At 63.2% G+C, this 16,751-nt stretch carries 10 protein-coding genes; 4 read left to right on the top strand and 6 right to left on the bottom strand.

All coding sequences use genetic code 11. The features are described from left to right. Positions 1–451 precede the first annotated feature (451 nt). Positions 452–1,486: an aspartate-semialdehyde dehydrogenase gene (locus GA0004734_RS02930; protein WP_092931050.1), complete on the top strand. Its 1,035-nt coding sequence runs from the start codon at positions 452–454 to the stop codon at positions 1,484–1,486. 164 nt (positions 1,487–1,650) lie between these two features. After that, the gene (locus GA0004734_RS02935) at positions 1,651–2,466 is read left to right on the top strand and encodes a lytic murein transglycosylase (protein ID WP_092931052.1); all 816 of its coding nucleotides are present in this window, start codon (positions 1,651–1,653) and stop codon (positions 2,464–2,466) included. 130 nt (positions 2,467–2,596) lie between these two features. On the opposite strand, the gene GA0004734_RS02940 is transcribed toward GA0004734_RS02935, so the two are convergent. Continuing rightward, positions 2,597–3,238 carry a carbonic anhydrase gene (locus tag GA0004734_RS02940; protein WP_092931054.1) on the bottom strand — a complete coding sequence of 214 codons (642 nt, stop codon included), beginning with the start codon at positions 3,236–3,238 and terminating at the stop codon, positions 2,597–2,599. 121 nt (positions 3,239–3,359) lie between these two features. Further along, positions 3,360–4,235, bottom strand: a complete 876-nt coding sequence (gene pdxY / locus GA0004734_RS02945) for a pyridoxal kinase PdxY (RefSeq protein ID WP_092931056.1) — start codon at positions 4,233–4,235, stop codon at positions 3,360–3,362. A 239-nt stretch (positions 4,236–4,474) separates the two neighbouring features. On the opposite strand from pdxY, the gene GA0004734_RS02950 reads away from it, so the two are divergent. Together GA0004734_RS02950 and GA0004734_RS02955 are read left to right on the top strand one after the other, a co-directional pair. Next, positions 4,475–9,298 (top strand): NAD-glutamate dehydrogenase, encoded by a 4,824-nt coding sequence (locus GA0004734_RS02950; RefSeq protein WP_092931058.1) that lies wholly within the window; start codon positions 4,475–4,477, stop codon positions 9,296–9,298. 89 nt (positions 9,299–9,387) lie between these two features. Beyond that, a complete protein-coding gene (locus tag GA0004734_RS02955) occupies positions 9,388–10,722 on the top strand; it encodes an MFS transporter (RefSeq protein WP_348626095.1) in 1,335 nt (444 codons plus the stop codon). A 20-nt stretch (positions 10,723–10,742) separates the two neighbouring features. Here the strand turns inward: GA0004734_RS02955 and purH are convergent, their stop codons facing one another. The 4 genes from purH to htpX form a co-directional block, all read right to left on the bottom strand. Then, complete coding sequence (purH, locus tag GA0004734_RS02960) at positions 10,743–12,356, bottom strand: bifunctional phosphoribosylaminoimidazolecarboxamide formyltransferase/IMP cyclohydrolase (RefSeq protein WP_092931062.1); 1,614 nt, start codon at positions 12,354–12,356, stop codon at positions 10,743–10,745. A 200-nt stretch (positions 12,357–12,556) separates the two neighbouring features. After that, entirely contained in the window at positions 12,557–14,239 is a 1,683-nt protein-coding gene (locus GA0004734_RS02965) for a heparinase II/III family protein (protein WP_092931064.1), read from the bottom strand. A 135-nt stretch (positions 14,240–14,374) separates the two neighbouring features. Then, positions 14,375–15,751: an RsmB/NOP family class I SAM-dependent RNA methyltransferase gene (locus GA0004734_RS02970; RefSeq protein ID WP_092931066.1), complete on the bottom strand. Its 1,377-nt coding sequence runs from the start codon at positions 15,749–15,751 to the stop codon at positions 14,375–14,377. Beyond that, the gene (gene htpX, locus GA0004734_RS02975) at positions 15,748–16,710 is read right to left on the bottom strand and encodes a zinc metalloprotease HtpX (protein WP_092935831.1); all 963 of its coding nucleotides are present in this window, start codon (positions 16,708–16,710) and stop codon (positions 15,748–15,750) included. Before htpX ends, GA0004734_RS02970 begins: the two co-directional genes overlap by 4 nt. Between the last annotated feature and the right edge of the window lie 41 nt (positions 16,711–16,751).

Below are 16,751 nucleotides of genomic sequence, written 5' to 3' on the forward strand. Positions count from 1 at the left end.
ATGCATCCCACCGATCCTCCTCGATCGGTTCACGGGATGCGCCGATGGGCAAGAATGCCAGATCGGGAGGTCATCGGGCAGAGAGGCTTTCGGATTATGACTTTCGTCTAAGGGCCGGCCTTGATCGACGGGTTTCTGCGCGTGAAGAACCTTGACTTTACCGGCAGAATGAATAAGAGCAGCAGCGGAAAGGGAAGGGTTCATGCTTCGTCGGATGTCCATCATCGACCGCGCAAACGGTCTTGCTTCGGCAGGAGCGCCAGAACCTGTGTCTGCACGTTTCGCAAACTCCGCACTTTTCACAAACACGGCCAAAACGACGACGAAAACCGTCTGACGTCTCTGGCCCACCGCTCTCTCCCCGGCACGGCCGGGGACGCGAAGCCCGAGCCGCCGGCGATTCGGGTTTCTCCCCCAGCTTCCGCGGAGAGAAGAGAAAGAGAGCAAGACAATGGGTTTCAAGATCGCCGTAGCAGGCGCCACCGGCAATGTCGGGCGCGAAATGCTCAACATCCTTTCCGAACGCGGCTTCCCGGCCGATGAGGTCGTGGCGCTGGCCTCGGCCCGTTCGCACGGGACCGAAGTGTCGTTCGGCGACAAGACGCTGAAGGTCAAGAACCTCGAAAACTACGACTTCTCCGACACTGACATTTGCCTGATGTCGGCCGGCGGCGCTGTCTCGCTCAAGTATTCCCCGAAGATCGGCGCGCAGGGCTGCGTGGTCATCGATAATTCCTCGGCATGGCGCTATGATGCCGACGTGCCGCTGATCGTGCCGGAAGTGAACCCCGATGCGATCACCCAGTTCACCAAGCGCAACATCATTGCCAACCCGAATTGCTCCACGGCGCAGCTCGTCGTCGCACTGAAGCCGCTGCACGACTTCGCAAAGATCAAGCGCGTCGTCGTTTCGACGTACCAGTCCGTTTCCGGTGCGGGCAAGGACGGTATGGACGAGCTCTTCAACCAGACACGCGCCGTCTTCGTCGCCGATCCGGTCGAGAGCAAGAAGTTCACCAAGCGCATCGCCTTCAACGTCATCCCGCATATCGATAGCTTCATGGAAGACGGCTACACGAAGGAAGAGTGGAAGGTTCTCGCCGAAACCAAGAAGATGCTCGACCCGAAGATCAAGGTCACCTGCACGGCCGTGCGCGTTCCCGTCTTCATCGGCCACTCGGAGTCGGTCAACATCGAATTCGAGAACGAGATCACCGCCGATCAGGCCCGCGATATCCTGCGCGAAGCTCCCGGCTGCCTCGTTATCGACAAGCACGAAAATGGCGGGTACATGACGCCTTACGAAAGCGCCGGTGAAGACGCGACCTATATTTCACGCATTCGTGAAGATGCGACAGTCGAAAACGGCCTGAACATCTGGGTTGTGTCCGATAACTTACGCAAGGGTGCCGCACTCAACGCGATCCAGATCGCGGAACTACTGGTCGCCCGAGGGCTGATCACAGCCAAGAAGCAGGCTGCCTGATAGACGGCAGAGAGACGAGGTAATCCGCCGCCGGGACAGGAATGGCGGGTTACCGACAATTTGAAGACGGACGCTCACGGACGGATTCACGTGAAACATCAAGGCGCTGCCTCTGCCAGACGGCAAGGTTGTTGGCCATCAGAAGCAGGGCTACGGGGTTTTTTATGCTGAAGAAGACGTTCGCACTGGCAGGCCTTGCGCTGGCCGCAGCCGCCGCCCTCGCACCGCAGGCGGCATTTGCCGCCAGCTGTGGCAATACGTCTGCCGGCTTCGACGCCTGGGTTCAGGACTTTAGGCAGGAAGCTTCCGGCCGCATCAGCCCCGCCGTCCTCGACCGCGCCTTTGCCAATGTGAAGTACAACACGGCCACCATTCGCGCCGATCGCGGTCAGAAGAGCTTCAAACTTTCGCTCAACGAATTCATGAAAAAGCGCGGTGGCGCGACCATCGTCTCGCGCGGCAAGAAGATGAAGGCCCAGAACGCGGCCCTCTTCGCGTCCATCGAACAGCGTTATGGCGTGCCGGCCGGCCCGCTGATCGCAATCTGGGGCATGGAAACTGGTTTTGGCAACTTCCTCGGCAAGGAGCACACGCTGTCTGCCGTTTCGACGCTTGCCTATGATTGCCGCCGTTCCGACTACTTCACTGACCAGCTCTACGCGGCCCTGACGCTCGTCCAGCGCGGCGATCTCGCGACGGATGCGCGCGGTGCGGCCCATGGCGAAATCGGGCAAACGCAGTTTCTTCCTGCAAACGTCGTGAAGTACGGCGTCGATGGCGACGGCAACGGCCATGTCGACATGGTTCGCTCCAAGGCCGACGCCCTGGCCTCCACGGCCAACTTCCTGCGCGGCCACGGCTGGCGGGCAGGGGGCGGATATCAGCCAGGCCAAGCCAATTTCGGCGCCATTCAGGGCTGGAACGCGGCCAGCGTCTACCAGCAGGCCATCGCCCAGATCGCGGCCGACATCGACGGCTGATATTATCGGATTTTTCTGACGGACGAGCCCCGGCGCCGATGTGTTCCGGGGCTTTTTCATGTTCATGTTCAAGAAAGGCTACAATGGTTCGAACCGTGCAGCCTTTCTTGAAACGATAATCCGGCGCGTATCAGGTCCCGGGCCGGGAGAAATCACCCGACTTCGGGTCCATCACCCATAACTCTCCCGTCGAAATGTCGAACCAGGCACCATGCAGCTGCAACTTGCCGCGCTGCTCGAGGATCTGGACGCAGGGGAACGTCCGCAGGTTGACGATGGAATTGCGGATCGACACATGCTCCATCGCTCGCTGCCGTTCAGCCGCTGTCATCATGTCATTGCCTGCTATCTGCTCGGCCGCCGGCTTCAGCATGTTCATCCATTTGCCGATGAAGTCGCCAGGCGACAAAGGCTCGGCGCTGCTGTCGAGCACCGCCTTGATACCACCGCAGCGGCCGTGACCCATAACGACGATGTCTTTGACGCGCAGCGACTGGACCGCGAATTCGAGCGCCGCCGAGGTCGAATGATACTGCCCGTCCGGCTCGTAGGGCGGAACCATGTTGGCGACGTTGCGCACCACGAAGAGTTCGCCCGGTCCGCTGTCGAAAATGGTTTCCGGCGCGGCGCGGGAGTCGCAACAGGCAACGATCAGCGTCTTCGGCTGCTGTCCGGTGTCCGCCAGCGTCTTGTAGCGGGCCTGCTGCTCGGTGAACCGGCCGTTCATGAATTTCTGATAACCGCCCAGCAGGTGCTCGGGAAAATGATACATGTGCCTGTGCCCTTTTTGCTGCCTCGTGTTTAAGCGCCGAATGCCCGATGAGGCAAGAGTAACGCGGTTAGCTGGGTTAATTTGCGGCGCTGGGCACGACGCCGGCCCGCAAATCCCCGTATCAGCGCCTACGCGTCTGCGACGGATGCATCAGACGCCGCATCTGCACCAGCGACATCGGCCCGGTCAGGCAATGCGCGTCCTGCTGCAGGGTCAGCTCGTCCGCGCCGCGCCGTGCAGAGCGGGCCACCATCTCGAACACGCTGGCAGTGGCAAGCTGCAGCGCCTTCTCCTCGCTCTTCCCCTCAAGCAGCCGTCCCAGAAACAGCGCGGCCATCAGGTCGCCCGTCCCGTTCGGCGGATTGTCCACCAGCCGGTGCTCGGCCAGCAGCGCATGATGTCCGGAGAGGTAGAGATTGCCCGTGCTGCCGTTCATCATGGCGATCGCCGATGTGACCAGCATGCGCGATGGCCCGAGCGCCAGCGCGGCGTCCAAAATGGCCGCATTGCTGTCGAGCGCCGCATTCGAGAGCCAGGACAGTTCGAACCGGTTCGGCGTGGCGAGCCCCGCCAAAGGCAGCAGCCTGTCCCGGATGCCCGAGGCCACCGGTTCCGGCACATAGAGATCGCCGCGGTCGCCGATCACCGGATCGCAAGCGTAGATAAGATGCGGATTTCGCGTCTTCAGCGTCTCGACCAGCCGCGCCACCGCCTCGACCTGCTGCGCATTGCCGAGATAGCCGGAGAGAACGGCGCGAACCTCGCCTGCCCAGGGGGACACGGCAAGCTCTCCCAGCATCGCATCGAACGTATCCGGGTCGATCGCCATCCGCGTCGAGCGCCCGTGACCGGGATGCCAGGGCATGAGGACCGTCGGCACGGCCCATACGGTGAAACCCAGCGTCTCCAGCGCGAAGACGGCGGCGCGATTGCCGACGGAGCCGCGCATAACGTGGCTGGAAATGACGATGACGGCACCGGCAGCGGCCTCGGACATGCAGCAGGTCTCTCTTTCGGGTTCTCCCGCCAGATCGCCCGACGGTCATGCCGCTGTCAACTGCGCATGGGAAGAGGAGCAGGTGCCTCGAGAGGACGAGATTACGTATCCCATCCGCTCTGCCCATCGTCTGCGGACACCACGGCCGTGCTTTGGAAGAAACAGGCAGGCTTTGCGGTCGCAAATGCGAATTGTTCTGCTAGGTTCACGTAAAAACAACGGCTGGAGGACGAAACATCATGGGCACACGACATCATCCGAGGAAAACGCGGCTGATCGGTGAGATCGAGCAGGCAGCGGAACGTCTCGATCAGCCCTTTCTGGCGCCCGCCATCCTCTTCGGACGCGCGAGCCCGGACGATATTGCCGCCTATAATGCCGGCATGCTCGCGGCAGCCGCGGCGCACGCCTATCAGGAAGTGACCGCCCGCAGGAGAGACACGTCCCGTGTCACCGTAACCGATCTGGAAAGCGTGAAGCCCGGCGGCACGCCGGTCTCGGTCCTCTGCGTCACAGATCGCAACATGCCGTTCCTTTACGATTCCGTCATGAGCGAAGTCACGAGCCGGCACCGCGACATTTCGCTCGCCGTCCACCCGATCCTCGTGGTGGCGAGGGGCGCCGAGCCCATGCTGTTCGATCCGGAGGAGGAGAGCGAACCGACGGATCGCGTCAGCCATATCCAGATCCACCTCAGCCACCTCGTGCCAGAGGAGGCGACGGCGCTGGTGGCGGCGATCGAGACCGTCCTCGCGCAGGTGCATCAGGCCGTCGGCGACTGGGAGCCGATGAAGGCGCTGCTTGGCGAAGCCATGAGCGAACTCGAAAAACAGACGGCGAGCGATCGGGACGCCGACCGCAAGGAGGCGCTGGCTTTCCTCACATGGCTGCGCGACGACAATTTCACCTTCCTCGGCATGCGCGAATACAGCTATTCCGGCGATGGCCGAAAAGCGACGCTCGATCGTGGCACCGGCCATGGCCTCGGCATCCTCTCCGATCCGAACGTGCGCGTGCTGCGGCAGGGTCATGACGCCGTGGTCACAACGCCTGAAATCCTCGCCTTCCTGCAAGGCCCCGATTTCCTGATCGTCACCAAGGCGAACACCAAAGCCGTCGTCCACCGCCGTGCCTATATGGATTACATCGGCATCAAGCGTTTCGATGCAGAGGGCAAGGTGATCGGCGAGCTGCGCGTGGTCGGCCTGTTCACCTCGACCGCCTATACGCGCTCGGCCTCCGATATTCCGCTACTGCGGCTGAAGGTGCGGCGTGTCATCGAGCATTTCGGCTTCGATCCGCACGGCCATTCCGGCAAAATGCTGATCAACACGCTCGAATCCTATCCCCGCGACGACCTGTTCCAGATCGACGTTGAGGAGTTGCAGGCCTTCTGCGAGCAGATCAACGAACTTGCCGATCGTCCCCGCGTGCGCGTTCTGCCGCGCATCGACCGCTTCGATCGTTTCGTCTCGCTCATCGTCTATGTGCCGCGCGAACAATATGACTCCCGTGTGCGCGAGCGCATCGGCGATGTCTTCAAAGACGTCTATGAAGGACGGGTTTCGGCCTATTATCCGGCCTTTCCGGCCGGGGGGCTTGCCCGCGTTCACTTCATCATCGGCCGTTCCGGCGGCGCGACGCCTCGGGTCGCCCAGAGCTCGCTGGAAGATGCCGTGCGCGAGATCGTCACGCGCTGGTCCGATCGTTTCCATCTGCTGGCCCGCCGCGATGGCGTCTCGCTAAGCGCCAACGAAGGCTATCAAGCGGCCTTTACCCCCGCCGAGGCCTATGCCGACCTGCCCGATATCGCTGCCGCCCGGACGGACGACCCGATCCGCATCGCCTTCTACGAGCGCAACCGGCCGCAGGATGCGCAATCGGAGGTAGCCGGAGAGGACTCATCGAGCGGTGATCGCCTCGAACTGAAGATCTTCCATGCCGACCATGCCGTCTCGCTCTCCCAGCGCGTGCCGCTGCTTGAAAATCTCGGCTTCCGCGTCATCAGCGAACAGACCCACGAACTCTCCGTTTCCGATGAGGCAGGCGAGCGGCTGGTGGTTCTCCACGACATGGAGCTGATCCACCGCGATGGAAAGGCGCTCGACATCTCGTCCATGGGACCACTGCTGGAAGAAGCCTTCCTCTCCGCCTGGACGGGCAAGATCGAGGACGACGCCTTCAACCGGCTGATCCTGCTGTCCGGTCTCAACGCACGCGACGTCACCGTGCTGCGCGCCTATGCGCGCTACCTCCGGCAGGCCGGCATTCCCTATTCGCAAGGACTGATCGCCGAGACGCTCAACAAATATTCCGTCATCTCCGCCGACATCTTCCGCCTCTTCGTGGCGCGCATGGATCCGACGACAGAGGAGAAGGCGCGAACGCGCGCGGTCTCCAACCTCCAGACGAGCCTCGAAGAGGCGCTGAACGCCGTCCCCAGCCTCGACGAAGACCGTATCCTCCGGCGCATGATGAACGCCGTGCTCTCCACATTGCGCACCAACTATTTCCAGCGCGACGAAGCGGGCGAGCCGCGTATCATGCTGGCGTTCAAGTTCGATCCGAAGCTTCTCGACGGCCTGCCGGAACCGCGGCCCTTCCGCGAGATCTTCGTATATGGCGTCGAGGTCGAGGGTGTGCATCTGCGTTTCGGCAAGGTGGCCCGTGGCGGCCTGCGCTGGTCGGACCGGGCGCAGGACTATCGCACCGAAGTGCTGGGTCTGGTGAAGGCGCAGCAGGTCAAGAACGCCGTGATCGTACCCGTCGGCGCCAAGGGCGGCTTCTTTCCGAAGCTTCTGCCGGCCGGCGGCACGCGCGACGAGATCTTCCGCGTCGGCACCGAGGCCTACAAGACCTATATCCGCACGATGCTGTCGATTACTGACAACATCGTCGATCACGAGATTGTACCCCCGGCGAATACGTTGCGGCTCGATGGTGACGATCCGTATTTCGTCGTCGCCGCCGACAAGGGCACGGCCACCTTCTCCGACACCGCCAATGGGCTTGCGCAGGACGCCAGCTTCTGGCTCGACGATGCCTTCGCCTCCGGCGGCTCCGCCGGCTACGACCACAAGAAGATGGGCATCACCGCGCGCGGCGCCTGGGAAACGGTCAAGCGGCACTTCCGCGAGATGAACATCGATATCCAGACGACGCCATTCACCGTCGTCGGCGTCGGCGACATGTCGGGCGACGTGTTCGGCAACGGCATGCTGCTGTCGCGCCAGATCCGCCTCATCGGCGCCTTCGACCACCGCGACATCGTCATCGATCCCGATCCCGATATCGCCGCATCCTTTGCCGAGCGCGAGCGGCTGTTCGCGTTGCCACGCTCGAGCTGGCAGGATTATGACCGCTCCGTGCTGTCGAAGGGCGGCATGATCATTCCGAGGACCGAGAAATCAGTGAAGCTGACCCTGGAAGCGGCGGCCGCCATCGGGCTCGAGAAGACCCAGGCGACGCCCTTCGAGATCATGACGGCCATCCTGAAGACGCGTGTCGACCTTCTCTGGTTCGGCGGCATCGGCACCTATGTGCGTGGCCCGACCGAGAACGACGCCGATGTCGGCGACCGTGCGAATGACCCGATCCGCATCACGGCGGACGAGGTCGGCGCGCGCGTCATCGGGGAGGGCGCCAATCTGGGCGTTACGCAGCGCGGCCGCATCGCTTTCGGCCTTGCCGGCGGCCGCTGCAACTCGGACGCCATCGACAATTCGGCCGGCGTCAACTCCTCCGACGTCGAGGTCAACATCAAGATCGCGCTGGCCTCCGCCATGCGCGATGGCCGCCTGACACGGGCGAAACGCAACACCCTGCTCGCCTCGATGACCGACGAGGTCGCGTCTCTCGTCCTCCATAACAACTACCAGCAATCCCTCGCCATCTCGCTGACCGAGATGCAGGGTGCCGCCAACCGCACATCGCTTGCCCGCCTCATGACGCGGCTGGAGGCGGAAGGGCTCTTGAACCGCAAGGTGGAGGTTCTGCCGAACGACAGCGCGCTCAGCGAGCGCTACCAGTCCGGCAAGGCTCTGACCCGGGCGGAGATCGGCGTTCTGCTCTCCTATGCCAAGATCGTGCTCTTCGACGAAATCGTCGACAGCGATCTGCCCGACGACCCCTATTTCCACGAAACGCTGATCGGCTACTTTCCGGGCAAGATGCAGAAGGCGCATCAGGGCGACATCGAGACCCACCGCCTGCGCCGGGAGATCATCGCCACGCTGCTCTGCAACGACGTGATCAATCGCGGCGGGCCGGCGTTCGTCTCGACCATGATCGACCAGACCGGCTTCCTGCCGGCCGATGTGGTCAAGGCCGCCGTGCTGACACGCGACGGCTACGACCTGCCGCGCCTCTACCGTGCGATCGACGCCCTCGACAACGTGGTGCCCGGCACCGTGCAGAACGAGCTCTATCAGGATGTCGGCCGCATCTTCGCGATCGTCACCGAGCGCACGCTTCGGACCCGAGCCAGCACCGGCCCTCTCGGGCAGGCGATCGACACGCTGCGCAAGGCGCTGGAAAAGCTGACCACGGCCGCACATGGCGCTGTGCCGGAGGAGGCAGTCGCGGAGATCGAGGCCCGCGCGGCGGCCCTTGTGGAAAAGGGCGTTCCGGAGGAGCTGGCGCAGGACATCGCCCAACTCTTCCTCATTACCCTCGTACCGGAGATCATGCAGATCTCGTCGGTCGCGGGAACGTCCCTTGCCCGCACCGCACAGAGCTATTTCGCGGTGACGCAGAGCCTCAAGGTCGGCCGGCTGCTGGCCTCGGCCGAGCGTATCATCACCACCGACCCCTATGAGGCGATGGCGCTCGCCCGCAGCGTCAGCGATATCGCCGATGCCCGCCGCGCCATCACCATCGCCGCCCTGACCCAGCGCAAGGGCGAGAAGGAACCGGTCATCGCCTGGCAGGAAGGAGACGCCGACCGCTTCAACCGTGTCGTGACGCAACTCATGCAGATGACGGAGAAGGGCGAGACGACGCTTGCCAAGATCACCGTGGCGGCGGGCCTGCTGAGCGATCTCGCCGAAGACAGGGCCGGCTGATGGCGGAGACGGTGGAGGGGGCACCAGCGCCGGCAAGCCGAGACAGGGCAAGTCGGGGGCAAACCGGCCGCGCGGGCCTCTGGGGCTGGATGCTGTTCGACCTCGCGGCGCAGCCCTTCTTCACTGTCGTCATCACCTTCATCTTCGGCCCCTATTTCGTCTCCCGCTTGACGGACGATCCGGCAGCGGGCCAGGCGATGTGGGGCTATACGCTCACTGTCTCCGGCCTCGTCATCGCGGTGATGTCGCCGATCCTCGGATCTCTGGCGGACGCGACGGGCGCGCGAAAGCCTTGGATCGCCGGCTTCGCGGTCGTCAAGATCACGGCCTTGTCGGCGCTCTGGTTCGCAGTCCCCGGGTCTCCGCTGGTCCTGTCTTTCGCCTGCATCGTCCTGGCGTCGATTGCGGCCGAGTTTTCCATCGTCTTCAACGACAGCATGATGCCGCGGCTCGTGCCGCCGGCAGACACCGGCCGGATCTCCAACATCGCCTGGGGCATCGGCTATCTCGGCGGCATGATCGTGCTGATCGCCGTCGTGGCACTTCTCGCCGGCAGTCCGGAGACGGGATTGACGGCGCTCGGCATTGCCCCGCTCTTCGGCCTCAATCCCGCAACCGGCGCCGACGCCCGCATCACGGGTCCATTGGCGGCCCTCTGGTATGCGCTCTTCATCCTCCCGATGTTCATGTTCACGCCGGACGCACCGAAGACAAAGACATCGGCAAGGCATGCGATCGCGGAGGGACTTGCCGACTTGAAAAGCACGGTCCTCGGCCTGCGGCAACGGCGCGGCATCTTGAGGTTTCTGATCGCCCGGATGATCTTTCAGGATGGCGTCAACGGGCTTCTGGCTCTGGGTGGAACGTTTGCCGCCGGCATGTTCGCATGGCGGACGCTTGAGCTTGGGCTCTACGGCATCATTCTCAACGTCGTGGCGATTGGCGGGTGTCTGTTTGCCAGCAAACTCGATACGGCGCTGGGTTCCAAGACCATCGTCATTCTCAGTCTGTCGAGCCTGATCGTCGCGACGGTCGGCATCGTCTCGACAGGGCCGGGTTTCACGCTGTTCGGGCTGGTGCCGCTCTCGACCGCCGATAGCGGCGGCCTGTTCGGCACGGCCGCGGAAAAAGCTTACATTCTCTTCGGCCTGCTGGTCGGCATCGCGTTCGGCCCGGTGCAGGCCTCCGCCCGCTCCTACCTCGCCCGCAGCGTGGTACCGGAAGAGGCCGGCCGCTATTTCGGCCTCTATGCCCTGTCGGGCCGGGCAACCTCGTTCCTGGCACCGGCCAGCGTCGCCACCCTGACGCTTGCCACCGGTTCCGCACGGGTCGGCATGATGGCGCTGATCGCGTTCCTCGTCATTGGGCTGCTGATCCTCCTGACGACGCCCTATCCGGCCGACAAGGGCGACCGGACAGGATAGGTTTTTCGCCTCGTGCCGGCTTAATGCCGGAAATGGCGCATGCCCGTGAAGACCATGGCGATACCGGCCTCATCGGCTGCGGCGATCACTTCTTCGTCGCGCATCGAGCCACCCGGCTGGATGACGGCGGTCGCACCGGCCGCAACGGCGGACAGAAGACCATCGGCAAACGGCAGGAAGGCTTCGGACGCCACGGCCGACCCAATCGTCAGCGGCTTGTCGAGCCCGAGCGCCCGCGCGGCCTCCTCGGCCTTGATCGCAGCAATGCGGACGGAATCGACGCGGCTCATCTGCCCGGCGCCGATACCGACCGTCTGGCCATCCTTAGCATAGACGACGGCGTTCGACTTGACGTGCTTTGCGACCTTGAAGGCGAACTTCATGTCGATGAGTTCCTGCGCCGTCGGCGCGCGGCGGGTGACGACCTTGAGGTCAAGATCCTCGACCATGCCATTGTCGCGCGTCTGCACGAGAAGACCGCCGGCCACCGTCTTTGCGGACAGGCCGGGCAGGCGAGGGTCGGGCAGGGCGCCGGTGACGAGCAGGCGCAGATTGGTCTTGCGAGCGATGATCGCTCTTGCCTCGTCGCTGATCGCAGGGGCGATGATGACCTCGGTGAAGAGCTTCACGATCTCTTCGGCCGTTGCGCCATCCAGTTCCTGGTTCAGCGCGATGATGCCGCCGAAGGCCGACGTGCTGTCGCAGGCGAGCGCACGCCGATAGGCATCCACGAGCGTCGTTGCCGTCGCCACACCGCAGGGGTTGGCATGCTTGATGATGGCGCAGGCAGGCGCCGTTTCCGGCGGAAACTCGGCCACCAGTTCGAAGGCGGCATCGGTATCGTTGATGTTGTTGTAGGAAAGCTGCTTGCCCTGCAACAGGGTCGCGGTGGCGACGCCCGGACGGTTTTCGCCGGTCACGTAGAAAGCCGCCTTCTGGTGCGGGTTCTCGCCGTAGCGCATTTCTTCCTTCAGCACGCCGCCGATCGCGCGATGCCGTGGCATCGGCGTGTCCAGCACCTCGGCAAACCAGCCCGAAATCACCGTGTCATAGGCGGCCGTCCGCGCATAGGCCTTGGCGGCCATCTGGCGCCGGAAGGCGAATGTCGTTGCTGCATCGTCGCCAAGCTGGGCGATCAGCGTCTCGTAGTCGGCGGGATCGGTAATAACGGTGACATAAGCGTGGTTCTTCGCGGCCGCGCGGATCATGGCCGGGCCGCCGATATCGATGTTCTCGACTGTCGTTGCGTAATCCCCGCCTTTGGCACGGACGTCCTCGAACGGATAGAGATTGATAACCGCGAGATCGATCGCAGCGATCCCATGGGTCTCCATGGCCCCAACGTGTTCGGCATCGTCACGAATGGCCAGCAGACCGCCATGCACGCCGGGATGCAATGTCTTCACACGGCCGTCCATGACTTCGGGAAACCCGGTCAGTTCGGACACGTCGCGCACCGGCAGGCCGGCCTCCGACAGCGTCTTGTGCGTGCCGCCGGTCGAAACGAGCGCCACACCCTTTTCGTGCAGCGCACGGGCAAACTCGACGATGCCGCTCTTGTCGGACACCGAGAGAAGGGCTGTGCGCAGGGCAACGCGATCGGGGGCGGGAATGTTCTTGGAGGCAACGGCCATGGGAGGCTCCTAGCAAGGAAGAAGGGGCGAGGACGGGAGGCGAGGACGGGCAGGCAAGCCGGAGGGCCACGCGAAAGCCCGGCCGGCCGGATGCCGCTGCCGTTAGCACAGCTGGCGTCGGGAAGGAACCGCACCGGCCTACAGCCCCCTGCCATTTCACCCGAATTCTCAAGGCTTCCCCTTGCTTTCGGGCACAGACATCACGTTCGCCGGTAAAGAACCCACTGGATTTCGGGCTGCTCTCCGGCAGAAAAACCGATCGTCAGCATCTGGGTCTTCCGCAGGCCGGAAGGGTCGGCAAAGAAGATATCCTCCTCTACCACAATCACACCATCACGGCAGGTCAGCACCCAGCTGTCGCCGTCCGGTGCAACCAGCTTGACCTCATGCGCATCCGCCTGTCGCAGGCTGATAGCGGGGTGGATATGGAAGCGCGCAACGGCGCTTGCCGTATGTGCGGGATCAGGATCCGCCCCGTCCACCGTTACCAATCGGTCGCGACCGCGCAAGGTCGTACCCGCGGCATTGAGGCTCAGATCCCGCTCATGCATCAGATTGAAGGCACCGGCATAACCGTTGTGGCGCGCGACCACGCTGTCGCCGCCTTCCCCGGGCGAATGCGTCACCGAGACCTCCGTCACGCCGCCGGTGATGATCGGCCCCAGAAAACGAGAGGTCGAAAGCCGGGCCGACGAGCGATCCTCGACGGTGACGGTGGAATGCGCCGCGGTTACCCGGGCCATCTGGCGAAACCGCTCGCCGGCAAAGCGCGGCGCGCCGGAATTGATGATGAACCGGTGACGGCCGGAGGAAAGCTCGAAGGAGAGGCAGCCGGCATGCGCTTCCCGTGAGAGGGCAGCCGAAAGCGGGCATCCGGTGTCCATGATCACAACGACGTCCTTGGCCGCCAGCCGCTCGTATTGGCTATCCGGCAGACCCTTGAACGGCTGACCGGCCGTCTCGTCGTAGCGCAGCACCGACATCAGCTCGTTTGCCTGCGCGGACGTCGCGCCATTGAACAGCGCCAGTTCGCCGCCCTGATGGCGAAAGAAACGCAGGGCTGGAAACATGCGGTCGATGGACGGGATCAGCTTGACCGGAACGTCGTGACCGAGATTGACATAGGTCTGGCGCAGCGGCAGCAGGTCGAGAAGGAGATCGAGCGCCACGCGCGGATTGCGCGAGGCATGACCGCCATCGGGGAGGATCTGGCGATCCAGTTCGTCGTCGAGATGGCGTGCAGCCCGGCGAATGGCCGAACCCGAGGCGGGCATGGAGACCGTCGCGAACGCGATGGCGATCCGGACCTGGAGCCGTCCCTCGCCATCCGGCACCGCATTGGCGACATGCCGGAGGTAACGGACATGCACTGCGAGGCTCTTGAGAAACCGGCGATAGAACACGTGATCCGCCTGCTTCAGGATCACCGGGGAATGGGAGAGCCAGGCGATCAAGCGCTGTGCCGCGACATCCGGCTCCCAGGCAATGCCCTTGATGCCGCGGCCATGTGTGGCCAGCCACCGGCTGACCAGCTGGCGCGCGCGGGAAAGATCGTCTTCCTCGGTCAGCGCCCTTATGTGACGCGCCCAGCTGAAGGTGTGCAGCCGGATCGCGAATTCACGGGAAGGCAGATCCACTTCGAACGGTGATTCGCCGTCCGTTTCCAGAATACGTCCGGCGAGCGGAAAGCGCCCGGCAACGATCTCGCTGGCGATATGGGGGTCGATAACCCTGAGGTCCGTCGGCGCGACAATCAGCCGGTCGGGCGTCGTGCCGGAGAAGCGGATGAACGACATGCGACCGAGCACAAGGCGGCGCGACAGGCGCCACCAGGCTTCCCGAATGGTGAGAGATATCAGCCGTCGACTGTCCGACATCCGCATGAATGAAATGAAGCCCCACCCCATTCCGACAACACGCCGGAATGTTCACGATCGAAGACACGATGTTGTGTTTCGCGGTCAGCATCAGGGGATGACCGAGGGAACACAAGCGGTCAAGGTATGGAAACTCTTTCCTTACAACGATCTACGCAGGACTGTGGCATAAAAGCCGTCCAGTCCGCCGGCAAATCCCGGCTGCGGGGCGAGCATGGCGGGCGTCGTTCGCAGTTCTCCGAGAGGCGTTATCGCTTCTTCGAGACCCGGGAAAGCTGCGGGATCGACCGGAACACGCTCACAGTCCGCATTTGCCACGACGCGCGCAACCATGGCTTCGCCCTCTGCCGGATCCAGCGAGCAATTGGAAAACACCACGAGGCCACCGGGCTTGACCACGGTGAGAGCGTGACGCAGCAGCCGTTCCTGCAAGCCCGCCAGCTTGGTGATATCCTCCGGACCCTTAGTATAGGGAACATCCGGGTGGCGGCGGATCGTGCCGGTGGAGGAGCAAGGCGCATCGAGCAGGGCCGCATCAAACAGCGTTTCCGGTCGAAAATCCGCCATGTTGCACTCCAACGTCTCAGCTGTCAGGCCGAGCCGCTCGAGATTGGCGTTCAGCCGCTTGAGCCGGCTCGCGGACTGGTCGAGCGCCGTCACCTCTGCGCCTGCGCCGATCAGCTGCGCCGTCTTGCCGCCGGGGGCCGCACAGAGATCCACCACGCGCTTGCCGCTGATGTCGCCGAAGAGCCGCGCCGGCAGCGAGGCTGCAGCATCCTGCACCCACCATTGGCCATCGTCGAACCCCTCGAGTGCCGAGACAGCACCCTGAAACGAGGCAAGGCGAACACTACCGGTCGGAAGTACGACACCGCCAAGACGCTGCGCCCATGTGTCCGGATCGGACTTTACCGTGATGTCGATGGCGGCCGGCTCCAGAAGTGCCTCCGCAATGCGCGCAGCATGATCCTGCCCATAGGTCGAGACCAGCCGCGCCATGTACCAGTCGGGAAGGGAGGGTGTCGTTTCGGCAGCGATTCGAAGAAGATCCTTTTTCTCCCGCGACAAACGACGCAGCACGGCATTGGTCAGGCTCGCAAAGCGCCGATTGCGCGGATCGGCATTGGCCTGTTCCACAGCAAGGTCTACGGCCGAGTGATCGGGAATATCCAGATAGACGATCTGCGTTGCCGCGACGACGAGCTGGTGATGCAAGGCCCTCGCACCGTCCGGCAGAGGCGTCTTCAGGAGCTGGTCGAGCATAGCCTCGATACGGGGAAGATGCCGCAATGCCGTGTGGAGAATAGCTTTAACGAGCGTCCGATCGATATCGGACAGCTGACGGTAAGCCGGGTTGCCACCGATTGGATCGAGCATGCCATCCAGCGAGATCTTCTTCTCGATCACCGCACCAAGCAGTTTCGCTGCCGCTTGCCGCGCCAGGAGGCCGGGCTTTTGCGGCCCGGGAGCCGGCTTTTCAGATCGTTGCGTAGCCGAATCGTTCTTTGTCTTCGTCATCGAGACCACGGGCCTTTTGGAGGTTCGGAGCGATCACGTCCCCAACCTGTGCTGGGCACGGAACGCGTCTTTCGCGTCGCCGTAGCAGGCTGAGCCGTGCGCGTCGAGGGCCAGGAAAAGCTGGCGGCCATGTCTTCGAGAGCCGCGATACGGTTTTCGGTCGCGGGATGTGTCAAAAACAGGTTGTCCATTCGCTCGCCGGAGAGCGGGTTAATAATGAACATATGCGCTGTTGCCGGATTGCGCTCCGCCGTAGCGTTCGGCACTTGGTGCGCGGCGCCGGCAATCTTGCGCAAGGCGGAAGCGAGAGCGAGCGGCTGCCCGCAGATTTCGGCACCGCGACGGTCCGCCGAATATTCCCGCGTCCGGCTGACTGCCATCTGCACCATCATGGCGGCAAACGGCGCAATGATCATTGCTGCCAGCGTTCCAATGAAACCAAGCGGATTGTTGTTCTCGCGATTGCCGCTGAAGAAGAAGGCGAAATTTCCGAGCATGGAAATAGCACCCGCCAGTGTCGCCGTTAGCGTCATGGTCAGCGTGTCCCTGTTCTGCACATGGGCCAACTCATGCGCCATCACGCCTGCCACTTCGTCATATGTCAGCGCCTGCAAAAGCCCGGTGGAGGCGGCCACGGCCGCGTTTTGGGGGTTGCGACCCGTTGCGAACGCGTTTGGCTGGGAATTATTGATGACGTAGACCCGCGGCATCGGCAGGCCGGCATTGGCCGCGAGGTCCCGCACGATGCCATAATATTCCGGCGCGCTGCGCTCATCGACTTCCTGCGCATCATACATGCGCAGCACGAGCCGATCTGAGTTCCAGTAGGAGAAAAAGTTCATGGCGATCGCAATGAGAAGGGCGATCATCATGCCACCCCGACCGCCGATCAAAAGGCCAATGCCCATGAACAGGGCTGTCATGAAGGCCAGAAGCATGGCTGTACGAATAAGGTTCATGCGCGTCTCCGAAAGCGGAAGGTGCATTTTCGGCGGCGTTT

This window comes from Rhizobium sp. 9140 (assembly GCF_900067135.1).
In the GTDB taxonomy this organism is placed as follows: Bacteria; Pseudomonadota; Alphaproteobacteria; order Rhizobiales; family Rhizobiaceae; genus Ferranicluibacter.

What these genes read in the sequence shown, in the direction of transcription:
- GA0004734_RS02930 (WP_092931050.1), top strand. Translation starts at nt 452, where the DNA reads ATGGGTTTCAAGATCGCCGTAGCAGGCGCCACCGGCAATGTCGGGCGC.
- GA0004734_RS02935 (WP_092931052.1), top strand. Translation starts at nt 1,651, where the DNA reads ATGCTGAAGAAGACGTTCGCACTGGCAGGCCTTGCGCTGGCCGCAGCC.
- GA0004734_RS02940 (WP_092931054.1), bottom strand. Translation starts at nt 3,238, where the DNA reads ATGTATCATTTTCCCGAGCACCTGCTGGGCGGTTATCAGAAATTCATG.
- pdxY (WP_092931056.1), bottom strand. Translation starts at nt 4,235, where the DNA reads ATGTCCGAGGCCGCTGCCGGTGCCGTCATCGTCATTTCCAGCCACGTT.
- GA0004734_RS02950 (WP_092931058.1), top strand. Translation starts at nt 4,475, where the DNA reads ATGGGCACACGACATCATCCGAGGAAAACGCGGCTGATCGGTGAGATC.
- GA0004734_RS02955 (WP_348626095.1), top strand. Translation starts at nt 9,388, where the DNA reads ATGCTGTTCGACCTCGCGGCGCAGCCCTTCTTCACTGTCGTCATCACC.
- purH (WP_092931062.1), bottom strand. Translation starts at nt 12,356, where the DNA reads ATGGCCGTTGCCTCCAAGAACATTCCCGCCCCCGATCGCGTTGCCCTG.
- GA0004734_RS02965 (WP_092931064.1), bottom strand. Translation starts at nt 14,239, where the DNA reads ATGCGGATGTCGGACAGTCGACGGCTGATATCTCTCACCATTCGGGAA.
- GA0004734_RS02970 (WP_092931066.1), bottom strand. Translation starts at nt 15,751, where the DNA reads ATGACGAAGACAAAGAACGATTCGGCTACGCAACGATCTGAAAAGCCG.
- htpX (WP_092935831.1), bottom strand. Translation starts at nt 16,710, where the DNA reads ATGAACCTTATTCGTACAGCCATGCTTCTGGCCTTCATGACAGCCCTG.